This is a genomic window from Sphingorhabdus sp. (assembly GCF_044239005.1).
GTDB lineage: Bacteria > Pseudomonadota > Alphaproteobacteria > Sphingomonadales > Sphingomonadaceae > Sphingorhabdus_B.
The window spans coordinates 1-13,116 of the sequence record NZ_JBIICH010000056.1 but is presented as its reverse complement, the minus strand read 5'-3'; the positions used below and the strand labels follow the sequence as shown (position 1 = coordinate 13,116).

8 protein-coding genes and 1 pseudogene are annotated in these 13,116 nt (G+C 56.7%); all 9 read left to right on the top strand.

Going from position 1 to position 13,116, the window contains the following annotated elements; all coding sequences use genetic code 11:
- The first annotated feature begins 308 nt into the window (after nt 1–308).
- Nucleotides 309–893, top strand: a complete 585-nt coding sequence (locus ACILQA_RS06040) for a protein-L-isoaspartate O-methyltransferase (RefSeq protein WP_395628891.1) — start codon at nt 309–311, stop codon at nt 891–893.
- Nucleotides 890–2,356 (top strand): TolC family outer membrane protein, encoded by a 1,467-nt coding sequence (locus ACILQA_RS06035; RefSeq protein ID WP_395628890.1) that lies wholly within the window; start codon nt 890–892, stop codon nt 2,354–2,356. The genes ACILQA_RS06040 and ACILQA_RS06035 overlap by 4 nt, the downstream gene beginning before the upstream one ends.
- 23 nt (nt 2,357–2,379) lie before the next feature.
- The gene (locus ACILQA_RS06030; protein WP_395628889.1) at nt 2,380–2,787 is read left to right on the top strand and encodes a DUF2497 domain-containing protein; all 408 of its coding nucleotides are present in this window, start codon (nt 2,380–2,382) and stop codon (nt 2,785–2,787) included.
- Nucleotides 2,787–4,061, top strand: a complete 1,275-nt coding sequence (locus ACILQA_RS06025; RefSeq protein ID WP_395628888.1) for an amidohydrolase family protein — start codon at nt 2,787–2,789, stop codon at nt 4,059–4,061. Before ACILQA_RS06030 ends, ACILQA_RS06025 begins: the two co-directional genes overlap by 1 nt.
- 411 nt (nt 4,062–4,472) lie before the next feature.
- A complete protein-coding gene (locus ACILQA_RS06020) occupies nt 4,473–6,521 on the top strand; it encodes an alpha/beta fold hydrolase (protein WP_395628887.1) in 2,049 nt (682 codons plus the stop codon).
- 88 nt (nt 6,522–6,609) lie between these two features.
- Nucleotides 6,610–9,276 (top strand): valine--tRNA ligase, encoded by a 2,667-nt coding sequence (locus ACILQA_RS06015; protein ID WP_395628886.1) that lies wholly within the window; start codon nt 6,610–6,612, stop codon nt 9,274–9,276.
- Nucleotides 9,273–10,685 (top strand): MATE family efflux transporter, encoded by a 1,413-nt coding sequence (locus ACILQA_RS06010; protein WP_395628885.1) that lies wholly within the window; start codon nt 9,273–9,275, stop codon nt 10,683–10,685. Before ACILQA_RS06015 ends, ACILQA_RS06010 begins: the two co-directional genes overlap by 4 nt.
- Nucleotide 10,686: 1 nt before the next feature.
- Nucleotides 10,687–12,810 carry a protein-disulfide reductase DsbD family protein gene (locus ACILQA_RS06005; protein ID WP_395628884.1) on the top strand — a complete coding sequence of 708 codons (2,124 nt, stop codon included), beginning with the start codon at nt 10,687–10,689 and terminating at the stop codon, nt 12,808–12,810.
- A 169-nt stretch (nt 12,811–12,979) separates the two neighbouring features.
- A pseudogene (locus ACILQA_RS06000) lies at nt 12,980–13,116 on the top strand (translation initiation factor IF-3); the annotation flags it as partial.

Below are 13,116 nucleotides of genomic sequence, written 5' to 3'. Positions count from 1 at the left end.
TGCAGTCCTCTGCGTCACCACTCCGCCATCGGGCCCCTAAACAACAACCTGCCTAATCAGCAATGCCGCCATGTGGTGAAGGCGGGCACTTAGCGGCTTGCAGAATTCATTGCAACCGGCAATCTGGCATGCTGTGCCATGTGCGCCACAAGCCATGGAAAAAGTTGCTATTTGCATCCTGAAATAGGCCGTTTGTCTGAATCCCGCTTGGCGGGACGGGTTCGGATAGCTAGAACCGAAATGAAAGGCTGTATTGTGTTTGCAATACAGTTGTGCCACATGGCCAGCAGATTAATGGAAATATTCCGATGGAATCAGGTAAATTTGAAGATATGCGGCGTTCAATGGTGGACAGCCAGCTGCGACCAAGCGGTGTAACTGAAAGCTGGGTGCTTGCCGCAATGGGCAGCATCGCGCGCGAGGATTATGTCCCCGTTTCGCACCAGATGACGGCCTATATGGACCGGTCGATTGAGCTGGAAAATGGCGAGAACTTAAATCCGCCGATTTCAACTGCGTTGTTGTTGCAGGCTGCTGACGTGCAGGCGGATGACAATGTTCTGCTCATTGGCCAGCCCAATGGATATGTCGCTGCGATATTGAAAACCCGCACCGGACATTTGACCACGACAGCCGCGGACAATCTCGGCGCAGCCACCGCCAACGCACCTTATGCCTGCATCATTGTCGATGGCGCCGCTGCAGAACTGCCAGATGCGCTCTTTTCGCTCGCCGCAGATGGTGCGCGGTTGGCCACTGGCATTGTCGAAGGCGCCGTTACGCGCCTCGCAAAAGGATATGTGCAGAACGGGAACGTTGCTTTGAAATCAATCGCCGATAGCGAGATCGCGCCTTTACCCGCATTTGCCCGCAAGCCGGAGTTTGTGTTTTGAACGCGCGCCTTTTCTTCACTGTCGCGTTGCTCACATCGGCAGCATGTTCGGCACCGGCGATGGCGGATACCCTCCGCGATGCGCTGGTCTCGGCTTATGAAACCAACCCAAACCTGACCGCAGCGCGCGCCGGGCAGCGCGCGACGAATGAGGCGGTGCCGCTGGCTAAGGCCAATGGCCGCCCTGACATCACAGTTCAGCCAACCTATGTTGAAAACGTGCTTCAGGACAGCGGCGCGTCGGTTGTTCAAGCGCGGGGCGTCAGCATCAGCGGAACCATTTCCGCGCCGCTTTATGCCGGTGGTGGCATTAGAAACGCCGTACGCGCCGCTGAAAATCGCGTCGAGGCAGGGCTTGCCAATCTGCGTGGTACCGAAAGCGCCATTTTCTCGGCGGTTGTTGGCGCATATATGGACGTCATCCGCGACGAATCGATTGTCGACCTGAACCGCGCGCAAGTGGGTGTGCTCACCGTCAATCTGGACGCCACACGCGACCGGTTCGAAATCGGTGACCTTACCCGAACCGATGTTGCCCAGTCCGAAGCACGTCTGGCGCTGGCAACGAGCAATTTGGAAACGGCGCGCGCCAATCTCATTCGTTCAAAAGAAATCTACATCCAACTTGTCGGCCGCGAGCCCGGAGAATTGCAGGCGCCACCGCCGCTGCCCAATTTGCCCGCCACGCCCGACAGTGCCGTAAGCGTCGCCTTGGAAAACAACCCCGACCTTATTGCGGCACGCGAGTCGCGTGAAGCGGCGCGGTTTGACCGCCGTGCGGCCAATGCATCGCGCCTTCCTACGATCAGCGTATTTACGTCGCCATCGTACAGCAATGCCCTGCGTTCCATATCGTCGAATATACCCGGGTTTCAGGCGGACAATAGTTCGCTGAATGCACAAGCGGGCGTTCGCGCGACTTTGCCATTATATCAAGGTGGCCAACCTGCAGCGCAAATCCGTCAGGCGCAGGCGCGCCTTGGTCAGGCACAGGAACTGGAAATCGCGGCTGAGCGCGAAGCGATTGCACAGACACGGGCGTCCTTCGCCAGCTGGAAAGCTGCGCTTGACGTCATCGCCGCGTCGGAACGTGCGGTGTCGGCAAATGAGCTGTCGTTAGAAGGCACGCGTGCCGAGAACAGCGTCGGCAACCGCACAATCCTCGACATTTTGAATGCCGAGCAGGAATTGTTAAACAGCAAGGTTCAACTCGTTGCAGCACGCCGCAATGCCTATGTCGCTGGCTTCAGTTTGCTTGCCGCCATGGGCAAGGCAGAGGCACGTGATTTGGGTCTCGAAAGCGGAACTTTATATGATCCCGTCGCTGACTATCAGAAGGTTGATGGCGCTTGGAACGACTGGTCATCGCAGCCTGACCCCGTCGCCAAATCGACCCGCACCGTTGACACGCAGGCGCAAAAAGCAGAAATAGAACCGATTTCTACAGACGGAAAATCGCGCTAATCCAACGCAGCGGGACAAATTTTATGGCAGATAATCGCAGCGAACCGTCAATGGACGAAATATTGTCGTCGATTAAACGTATTATCGCCGATGACGACCGCAGCCGCCCTGCGACCAAACGCGCCAAGTCTGCTGCACGCGAAGAGGAAGAAGTCCTCGAGCTTACGACAGCCGCTGAAAATGCGATTGCTGAAGATCGCTTGCTCGACGATAGCAAAGCGCAAAACCTGCGTCATAGCTTTTCAGCGTTGCAAACCCTCTCCGAACCCGGCGTAGCGCCGCAAATCGTTCGGTCAGGGGAAACCTCGCTTGAGGGTCTGACACGCGAATTGCTGCGCCCCATGCTGAAGGATTGGCTCGACACCCATTTGCCGCCAATCGTCGAAGCGATGGTTGAGCGGGAAATCACCCGCATCACGAAAAAGGGTTGATGCGCGCGGCGTTGACACTCGCGGCGGCGTTGGCGGTTTCGCCAACGGCTTCATTTGCGCAAAATCTCTATATTGAAACGGGCAGGCTGTTGGATGTTCAGGCCGGCCAAGTCCTGACAGGGCAATGCATTAGCGTCGCTGCGGACAAGATCACCGCGGTCGCCTCTTGTGGCGCGACGCCAGCGGGCAGCGAACGGCTTGATTGGTCGGCATATACTGTCCTGCCCGGTTTAATCGATTTGCACACCCATCTGGCCGACGCGAGTCAAAGCGCAGATTTAGCCCTTCCGCTGAAAACGTCGCCTGCGGCAACCGCGTTGATTGGCGCCCATAATGCGCGACTCACGCTTGAGGCCGGTTTTACCACCGTGCGTGATGTCGGCACCTATCGCGGGCTAACCGATGTTGCGTTGCGCGATGCCATCAATGCCGGCAGCGTTCCTGGTTCACGCATGTTTGTCGCTGGCGCCTATATTACGATCCCGAAGGGCGGCGGCGAGCTCAACGGTGTCGTTCCGAACGAGCAGCTTCCGGCCGACATGCGCCTGGGTGTTGCAAGCACAGCCGACGAAGCCGCCGCGAAAACCGCGTTCTTAATAGACCAAGGCGCTGATTTCATCAAAACCATCGCCACGGGCGCGGTGCTCGCCATTGGGACCGAGCCCGGCGAGCCGGAATTGACCGAAGATCAACTGCGCGCCGTGGTCACGACCGCCAAGGCGCGGGGCAAATTTGTGACGGCGCATGCACACGGCGCGGTCGGGATCAAAAGCGCCATCCGCGCGGGCGTGCGGTCCATCGAACATGCCAGTCTGATCGATGACGAGGCGCTCAAAATGGCCAAGGCCAGCGGCACATGGCTGGTCATGGACATCTATAATGGTGATTATATTGACGATGTCGGCACCCGCGAAAAATGGCCCGAAGAATATTTGCGGAAGAACCGCGAGACGACCGATATCCAGCGCGCCGGCTTTACCAAAGCGGTGAAGATGGGCGTGAAGATTGCTTATGGAACCGACAGCGGCGTGTATCCGCATGGCGATAATGCCAAGCAATTTGCGTATATGGTCCGCTATGGCATGACCCCGCTGCAGGCCCTCCAAAGCGCGACCATCCGCGCGGCGGAGCTGTTGGGCAAAGAAGAAACGCTGGGAAGTGTGCAGCCGGGGCGTTTTGCCGATCTGGTGGCCGTTAAGGGCGATCCGCTTCAGGACATCCGCGTGCTGGAAAATCTGACCCACGTCATGAAAGACGGCAAACTGGTCCGCTAATTTTCGCAGCCTGGCGATTTTGGACAAACAAAAGGGCGGGGAAGTACCCGCCCATCCGTTGCTTATTTGAAAAGCTGTTTTCTCAGACGCCAATTATACCATTGTGACCGAGAAAAGCAGGCTGCTGAGCGCGATGGCGCCAACAAAGCTAGCCAATTTCTGCATATTTCATTCCTTCTACTTGCCGCACAGCCAAATGGCCGGGTCGTCCCGTGGAAGGCATCCTTTTATGTTTTCGTTGTTGCGCTCCCCCTACCGGCAAAAAATTTAAACTCAAGTTATTTAGTAGACAATATGATTGCATAAAACGCAACTGGCGGGGCGGCGGCTTTGCAAAAACCCAACCCCAATTTTGAGATTTCCGCCTGTAATTTTCTTGCCTGCCTGCCTTGCGCTGACTAGCGTGTGGCTATGAGAAAAACCATCCTGCTTGCCGCAATCATCGGCACTTCCGCCCTTTCCTCCGCTGCGTTTGCGCGCCCGATGACGGAAACCGACCTTGTGACAATGAAGCGCCTTTCGGGTGCAACGGCATCGCCCGACGGGACAATGATCGCTTACCAGCTGCGCGAGACCGATTTGGCCGCGAACAAGGGCAAGACCGACCTCTATATGCTCAAAATCGGTGCCAAACCGCAGCCAATGATGTTCGCATCAAAACCTGACAAGAATGAGCATGACCCCGCCTTTGCCCCCGATGGCAAAAGCATTTTTTACATCAGCAATGAAAGCGGATCTGACCAGATTTGGCGCTACGACATTGCGACAGCGACAACCACGCAAGCGAGCAATTTCAAGGCCGATGTCAGCGGGTTCAAAATCTCCCCTGATGGACAGAAATTTGCTGTCTGGGGCGATATCGCCCGTGATTGCATGGAATTTGGCTGTGAAGAAGACGGCGACACGTCAAAGCCCGGCCCTGGCACCGGTCGCGAATATGACCAGCTGATGGTGCGCCATTGGGACCAATGGGAAACGCCGGGCAATTACAGCCGCGTGTTCACCTTCATGCTCGGCGCAGATGGCAAGCTTGGCACGTCGGGCGCAGCGATGGACGGTACCCTTGTTGGTGATGCCCCGTCCAAACCCTTTGGCGGCGGCGAAGAGATCAGCTGGAACGCCGACAGCAGCGGCCTTGTTTACACGCTCCGGTTGGCAGACAAAATTGAAGCCAAATCGACCAATCTCGATATTTACGGCGCGTCGCTCAAGTCGAAGGATCCGGTCAACCTGACCGCCGACAATGCCGGGACGGATACGACACCCGCCATGTCGCCCGATGGCAAATGGATGGCATGGACGTCGATGTCGCGCGCGACCTACGAGGCAGACAGGCTGGTCGTAAAGCTTATGGATATGAAGAGCGGCAAGGTTACCGCGCTGACCGAAAAGTGGGACCGTTCGGTGGCGTCGCTCGCATGGGCTTTGGATAGCCGAAGCTTGCTGGTGACTGCGCAAGATGTGCTGGAAACGCCGCTGTATCGGGTCGACCTGAAAGGCAAAGTCACGCGATTGACCGACCGCGGTAGCATCGCCGAAGCCGTTCCTTTGAAAAATGGCGGTGTCGTTTACGCCATCAATAGCATCACGGGGCCATCGGACCTTGTGCATATGGATGCCAAGGGCAAAACCACGCGGCTCACAAACGTAAATGCGGACGCTTTGGCAACGCTCGATCCCGTCAATTACCAGAAATTCAATTTTGCCGGCGCCAATGGCGAACAGGTATTTGGCCAAATCGTAAAGCCGCAAAATGCGACGGGCAAGCTGCCGGTATTGTTGCTCGTGCATGGCGGACCACAGGGAACGTTTAACAACAGCTGGTCCTACCGTTGGAACCCGGCGGTCATGGCATCGCAAGGCTATGCCGTTGTCACCATCGATTTTCACGGGTCGACGGGCTATGGTCAGAAATTCACCGACAGCATCAACAAAAACTGGGGCGGATGGCCGCTTGAAGATTTGCAAAAGGGCATGGACGCCGTTGGCAAAATCGACACGCAGCTTGATACTGCAAACGCCTGCGCACTTGGCGGATCTTACGGCGGTTACATGATGAACTGGATTTCGGGCAACTGGCCCGACCGTTTCAAATGCCTCGTCAATCATGCGGGCATTTTCGACCTGCGCGCGATGGCCTATGAAACCGAAGAATTATGGTTCGACCAATGGGATAATGGCGGGCCATGGACAACGCGGACCGATGCCGAAAAATGGAACCCTGTGAACCATGTCGCCAAATGGAAAACACCGACTTTGGTCATCCATGGCGAGAAGGATTATCGCATTCCCTATTCGCAAAGCCTGGCCGCCTTCACCGCATTGCAGCAGCAGGGTGTGGAATCGAAGCTGTTGATATTCCCCGATGAAAACCATTGGGTGCTGAAACCAAAAAATTCGATCCAGTGGCACCAAACTGTGTTCGCATGGCTGGCGAAGCATTTGAAGGGCGCGAAGTAACTGAAGCAGCGCTTTTTATGGGCTGTTGAAGCACATGTCGTGTGGTGAGGGTTTCCCTTTCCGGTAAGGCTCGTTAAGGCACGAACCTATGACTATCGACAAGACTTTCGACCCCGCCGCAATTGAAGCAAAATGGTACGCCCATTGGGAATCCACTGGCGCGTTCCGTCCCGAACGCCCCGATGCAGAGCCCTATACAATCGTGAACCCTCCGCCAAATGTGACGGGTTCGCTGCACATTGGCCACGCGCTCGACAACACGTTGCAGGACATCCTCATCCGCCATGCGCGTTTGCAGGGCAAGGATGCACTGTGGGTGGTGGGAACCGACCATGCGGGCATCGCCACGCAAATGGTGGTCGAACGGCAATTAAACGCGCGCCAGCAAAAGCGCACCGATTTCACACGCGACGAATTCATTGCCAAGGTGTGGGAATGGAAAGAGGAAAGCGGCGGCGAAATTACCGGCCAGCTGCGCCGGCTTGGCTGCTCGATGGATTGGGAAAATGAACGCTTCACAATGGATGAGGGCTTTTCAAAAGCCGTCATCAAAGTGTTCGTTGAACTCTACAATCAAGGCCTGCTGTACCGCGACAAGCGCCTCGTCAATTGGGACCCCGGCCTGAAAACCGCGATTTCCGACCTTGAGGTGGAAACGCGCGAAATCAATGGCAAGTTCTGGCACTTCAAATATCCGCTCGAAGATGGCAGCGGATTTATCTCCGTCGCGACGACGCGGCCCGAAACGATGCTCGCCGATATGGCGGTGGCCGTAAATCCCTCGGATGAACGTTATGCGCATCTGGTAGGCAAAAATGTCCGCCTGCCGATCACCGGCCGCTTGATACCGATTGTCGCCGACGAACATGCCGATCCAGAATTGGGTTCGGGCGCAGTCAAGGTAACGCCGGGGCATGATTTCAATGACTTTGAAGTTGGCAAGCGCGCCGGATTCAAAGCCAGCGAGATGTTCAACATGCTCGATGGCGAAGGCCGCGTTGTGCAAACGTCGGATGGTCTCATTCCGCCAGAATATATCGGCCAATATCGCTTCGGCATCGAAGGCGAGCCAACCAATGCGCGCAAGATGGTGGTCGAGGCGATGGACGCTTTGGGCTTGCTCGAAAAGGTTGAAGACCGCGTCATTCAAACACCCTTTGGCGACCGTTCGAGCCAAGTGATTGAACCATGGCTGACCGACCAATGGTATGTCGACGCAGAAACATTGGCCAAGCCCGCAATCGAAGCGGTGCGTTCGGGCGCAATTGATATTGTCCCGAAATCTTGGGAAAAAACATATTTCAACTGGATGGAAAATATCCAGCCATGGTGCGTGTCCCGCCAATTATGGTGGGGGCACCAGATCCCTGCGTGGTTTGATGCGGATGGCAAATGCTTTGTCGCAGAGACCGAAGAAGCGGCGCAAGCGCTTGCGGGCACAGACGTTGAATTGACGCGCGATCCGGACGTGCTCGACACATGGTTCTCATCCGCACTTTGGCCATTTGGCACATTGGGTTGGCCTGACCAGACCACAAAGCTGGACCGCCATTATCCCAATGACGTGCTTGTGTCCGGTTTCGACATATTGTTCTTCTGGGACGCGCGCATGGCGATGCAGGGCATTCACTTCATGAAAGAAGTGCCGTGGAAGACGCTCTATCTGCACGGACTCGTCCGCGCCGCAGACGGCAGCAAAATGTCCAAGTCCAAGGGCAATACCGTCGATCCGCTCGGCCTGATTGACCAATATGGTGCCGATGCGTTGCGCTTCTTCATGGCCGCCATGGAAAGCCAGGGCCGCGACATCAAAATGGATGAAAGCCGCGTCGCCGGCTATCGCAATTTTGCGACTAAGCTTTGGAATGCGGCACGCTTTGCCCAGTCCAACGGCATCAGCGGATCGCACAGCATCCACGCCCCCAAAGCCGAACTCGCGGTGAACCGTTGGATTATCGGCGAGGTGGTTGGCACCGTTGAAAAGCTGAACAAGGCCTTCGCCGAATTCCGTTTCGACGGCATGGCCGATGTGATTTATCACATGGTCTTTGACCAGTTCTGCGATTGGTATCTCGAACTTATCAAGCCTGCTTTTGTTGACGGCGAAAAGGGCGAGATGGATGCTGAATCCATGGTCGTCGCGGGCTGGGTGCTCGACCAAATATTGGTCATGCTGCATCCGTTCATGCCGTTCATCACCGAAGAATTGTGGCACGCCTTGGGTGATCGCCCCTATGACATCATCCATGCCAAATGGCCCGAGCCGAACGCAACGGTTGACGCAGACGCCGTTCGTGAAATCGACTGGGTAATTGACACGATCAGCAAGACACGTTCGTTTAAGGCAGAGCTGAACATTCCGCCCGGCGCACGTTTGACCGCGAATATCGCCGACCCACAGCCATCGACGATCGCAATCATCGAACGGCAGGCCGCGGCGCTATCGCGTTTGGGCCGCATTGACAGCTTTGCTTTTGCGCCTGTCGAAACCAACAATATCGCGCAGATCGTGGTTGGTGGTGATACGGTCGTCTATGCCCTCGACGGCATTATCGATCTCGATGCCGAACGCAGCCGCATCACCAAAGCCATCGAAGCTGCGGCCAAGGAACGTGATGCGCTTGCAGGGCGTCTGTCCAACGCATCCTTTGTTGAAAAGGCAAAGCCCGAAGCCGTGGAAAAGGCACGCGCCGATCACGCAGAAAAGGCTGCCGAGGCCGAGCGGCTGACGGCGGCATTGGCACGACTGGGGTGAGCAGCGCACCCGCGCATCAACGCGACCTGACGGTTGGTCCGGTTGCCAAAACATTGTTCCTGTTTGCGCTGCCTTCGCTTGGCGTGAACATCCTCCAGTCGATAAACAATTCGGTCAATTCGGTTTGGATCGGAAAGTTTTTGGGCGAAGAGGCGCTGGCGGCGTCGGCGAACGCTGGGCTCATCATGTTCTTGATGTTCTCCACCCTGTTCGGTTTCACCATGGCGACAACGATATTGATCGGCCAAAATATGGGCCGCCGCGATATTGAGTCTGTGCGCCGGATCATGGGAACCGCAATCACCGTCTTTTTCGCCGCGGGCTTATTGTTCGCAGCGGCAGGCTGGATTTTTGCGCCGCACATGCTGCGGCTCATGTCGACGCCTGAGGCGGTCTATCCGCTCGCGCTTGCCTATCTGCGCGTGATTTTCCTGACGATGCCAACGTCATTTGTCATGGTGCTGATCTCATCATCGCTGCGCGGCGTCGGTGATTCCGTCACGCCATTTTGGAATACGGTCTTGAATGTCGTGCTCGACATCATCCTCAATCCGGTCTTCATTCTTGGCTTTGGTCCAATTCCCGCAATGGGTATCGCCGGGTCCGCTTTGGCGACAATCGTTGCCGGGATCATCAGCCTTGGCCTGCTGCTGCGCAAGGTCTATGCGCTTGACCTGACCATTCGCCTCCGCGGGGCTGAGCTCACATGGTTGCGCCCTGACGCCCGCTTTCTAAAACCAATAGCGCGTATGGGTCTGCCCATGGGCTTGTCGATGATTATCATGTCGGGTTCTGCCGTCGTGATGATTGGCCTCGTCAATATTGAGGGCGTCGACACCACTGCGGCCTTTGGTGTGATGAACCAGCTGTGGAGCTATGTGCAAATGCCCGCCGTGGCTGTGGGTGGGGCAGTCAGCGCTATGGTTGCGCAAAATATTGGGGCGAACAAATGGGAACGCGTTGGCCGCATCGTTTGGTCGGGTATCGGCATTAACTTGCTGATGTCGGGCGTGCTGATTTTGCTGATGACCTTGTTCGCAACACCGTTGCTTCAGTTGTTCCTGCCCATCGGCAGTCCAGCGATCGATATCGCCATCCACATCAACCATATCATTGGCTGGAGCTTCATATTGATGGGTGTTTCGGTCGTTGTGACCTTTGCGGTGCGGGCAAATGGCGCCGTGGTCGCGCCTTTGCTCATCCTGATATTCAGCGCCGTCATCGTCCGCTTCACTATTGGCTTTGGATTATATGACCGATTTGGCGCGGACGCCATTTGGGCTGCCTTCATCGCGACATCCATCGCCTCTTGTGTGTTATCGATCGCTTATTATCTGAACGGTAGCTGGAAAAAGGCGAAGGCGATGCCGACAATGAATGCGTCCCCCTTACAAACGGCACCGGAATAAGATGGCTGTTCTACACACGCAGAATATTGGCACGTTGGCATTGGCCCCGCGACCACTGCGTCTGCTGCGCACACTCTGCTTGTTTCTGCTGGCGCTAACTTTGGCCTTTGGCGGCACATATGCACAGACGCCCGCCAACGCATCGCCGCAAAATGTGCGCGCATCGATAGATATCGAAACCAATCGCCCCGCGCCCGGCGATGTTGTGACGGTCGCCATTGTCATGGACCCCAAGACCGGCTGGCATGATTATTGGGTAAACCCCGGCGATGCAGGCACACCGCTTGAGCTCGCATGGCAATTGCCAAATGGTGTGACAGCCGGACCGGTGCGTGCACCGGTACCCGAGACGCTGATCGTCAGCGGGTTTATGAATCATATCTACAAGGCAAAGCATGCCTTTCTGGTGGATATCAAAATACCCAAAGGCGCACAGCCGGGCCAAAGCCTGAACGTCAAAGTGGATGCCCGCTGGTCGGCCTGTTCGGACTTGGTTTGCGTTCCGGAGGCCGCGACGCTGACCGTGCCCATGACAATCGGGTCGGGTACCATATCCAATGCTAACCGCGCGCGCTTTGACGCATGGCGCAGCGCCCTGCCCGTGCCGCTTGACCGTTCGGCGCTCTACCAAATTGACGGCAAGCGCATTGATATCGCCATCCCTTATCCGCGCAGCGCGAAGGCAGAACGCGTCTGGTTCTTCGCGCAGACTGACAAACTATTCCGCTATGCAGCCCCGCAAAGCGCGCGGCGTGTCGGCGACTGGCTGGTGGTCAGCGGCGAAGTGAAAGTAGGCTTTGACGGCCAAATTGATGGCCTTTTACGCTTCAATGACGCGCAAGGGCTTGAAGTGCGCGCGGTGCCGGGCGCGGTGCCATCGGGCGGCGATGCGGTGTCTGTTTTGGGCGAAGGTGCGCCTGCCGATCAAAAACAACCGCCGCTTGGCTTTGGGTGGATATTGGCATTCTCTGTGCTTGGTGGCTTGCTGCTGAATCTCATGCCCTGCGTCTTTCCCATATTGGGGCTGAAGGCGCTGAGCCTTGCCAAAATGGGTGGCGATGAAGGCGAAGCCCGCCGCGATGCGGTGGCCTACACAGTCGGTATCATTGTCAGCTGCCTCATCCTCGGCGGCATCATGCTGGCCTTGCGCGCTGCCGGTGAAGAAGTGGGCTGGGCATTTCAGTTGCAGGACCCTGCGGTCGTGCTGATCCTTTTGTTGCTGATGGTCGCGGTCACCGCCAATCTGGCCGGCATGTTTGAGGTTGGGGGCATTGGTGCGGGCGAAAAGCTCACGCGGCAAGGCGGCCTTGCCGGATCGTTCTGGACCGGCGTGCTTGCCGCAATCGTCGCGACACCGTGCACTGGGCCGTTCATGGCCGCCGCAATGGGCGCTGCGCTTTTGCTGCCGACCGGTTTGGCATTGCTGATTTTTGCCGGGCTTGGATTTGGTCTCGCCCTCCCCTTCCTCGCGATTGCGTTCATCCCTGCCTTACGCAAGCGGATGCCGCGACCCGGGCCATGGATGGTGCGGTTCCGCCAGTGGATGGCACTGCCCATGGCGCTGACATCGCTGGCATTGCTGTGGCTGACATATCAACTGGCTGGGTTCACCGGTTTGATGATCGGCGGCGCGGCGGCGCTCATGATCCTCGTGCGGTTGTATGAGCTTGGCCGGAAACAGAAAGAGGGGTCGCCCTATAAATTGGTTGTGATAGCTTTGTTCGGAATAGCTATCGCCGCCGCACTGATAATCGGCAAAGTGACGATACAGCCTGCGGGTACGGTGTCTAAGGCCGGCAGCATAGGTTTTAACGAAGCCCGCCTGAACACTCTGCGCACCGAGGGCAAGCCGGTGTTCCTCTATTTCACCGCTGACTGGTGCGTCACTTGTAAGGTCAATGAACAGGCGGCAATCGACCGGACGGAGACCAATGACGCATTCCGCAAGGCGGGTATGACCGTGATGGTGGGCGACTATACGCGCAGAGACCCGGACATTACCCGCTATCTCGCAAAATATGGGCGCTCCGGCGTGCCATTATATCTGTACTTCCCGCCGAAGGGAGAGGCGCAGATACTGCCGCAGATATTGACGGTCGATGACCTGACGGCGCTGACAAAATAGATCAGATCAGGAGCCTTTGGGCGCTTGGTCGTGTCTCGAGAGCCACTGTCACGAACAAAAGCGGATAATCCGGCGCTAAGGCCTTTATCTGTTAGCGATTTGGCTGTAATGGCGCAGCAGATCATCAAAAGGAGTATCGACTATCGCCACCCCGCCGACCCGGCGCGCAATGACCCCACCTGTTAAAAGTGGTCCGCGCTACAATAATCTCATCACAGCTGAAAAAGTACGAGTCATTGATGATGACGGCGAAAATTTGGGTGTCCTGTACACCCGCGAGGCGATAGCGCAGGCCGCTGAAGTCGG

Bases quoted from the DNA above. Each gene is read 5' to 3' on its own strand.
- ACILQA_RS06020 (WP_395628887.1), top strand. From the start codon at position 4,473: ATGAGAAAAACCATCCTGCTTGCCGCAATCATCGGCACTTCCGCCCTT.
- ACILQA_RS06030 (WP_395628889.1), top strand. From the start codon at position 2,380: ATGGCAGATAATCGCAGCGAACCGTCAATGGACGAAATATTGTCGTCG.
- ACILQA_RS06040 (WP_395628891.1), top strand. From the start codon at position 309: ATGGAATCAGGTAAATTTGAAGATATGCGGCGTTCAATGGTGGACAGC.
- ACILQA_RS06005 (WP_395628884.1), top strand. From the start codon at position 10,687: ATGGCTGTTCTACACACGCAGAATATTGGCACGTTGGCATTGGCCCCG.
- ACILQA_RS06015 (WP_395628886.1), top strand. From the start codon at position 6,610: ATGACTATCGACAAGACTTTCGACCCCGCCGCAATTGAAGCAAAATGG.
- ACILQA_RS06025 (WP_395628888.1), top strand. From the start codon at position 2,787: ATGCGCGCGGCGTTGACACTCGCGGCGGCGTTGGCGGTTTCGCCAACG.